Origin of the sequence: Aerococcus sp. HMSC10H05, assembly GCF_001806975.1 — a bacterium.
Taxonomy (GTDB): domain Bacteria; phylum Bacillota; class Bacilli; order Lactobacillales; family Aerococcaceae; genus Aerococcus; species Aerococcus viridans_B.
This window is the reverse complement of record NZ_KV786996.1, coordinates 62127-62467: the sequence shown is the minus strand read 5'-3', so window position 1 is coordinate 62467 and position 341 is coordinate 62127. Positions and strand designations below refer to the sequence as shown.

General features: G+C 39.0%; 1 protein-coding gene. It reads right to left on the bottom strand.

The features are described from left to right. A partial coding sequence (locus HMPREF3116_RS09240; protein WP_246819073.1) for a M20/M25/M40 family metallo-hydrolase occupies positions 1–338 on the bottom strand: 338 nt, incomplete at its 3' end. Positions 339–341 lie beyond the last annotated feature (3 nt).

The following is a 341-nucleotide window of genomic DNA, read 5'->3' as shown; positions in this document are numbered from 1 at the left end:
TTATCCATAGCCTCATTAAAATGCAAAACAAAGTCAGCAATATGGTTGATTGCGTTAATTCCCTCAGTAGGCATTGAAGAGTGTGCAGATTTACCCTTAGCAGTTACTGTAAAGTTCATAGACCCTTTATGGGTGTAAGCAATAATAGAACTTGAAGGTTCAGCAATGATTAGACCATCAATATCATCGGCATAGCCTTCTTTAACCAATTGTTTTGATCCTATACGGCCAATTTCCTCACCCACCGTAGCTAGAAAACGGATACGACCGTTTAAATCTATGCCTTCTTCTTTTAACTCACACATAGCAATTGCTAAAGCAGCTAGGCCTGATTTCATGTC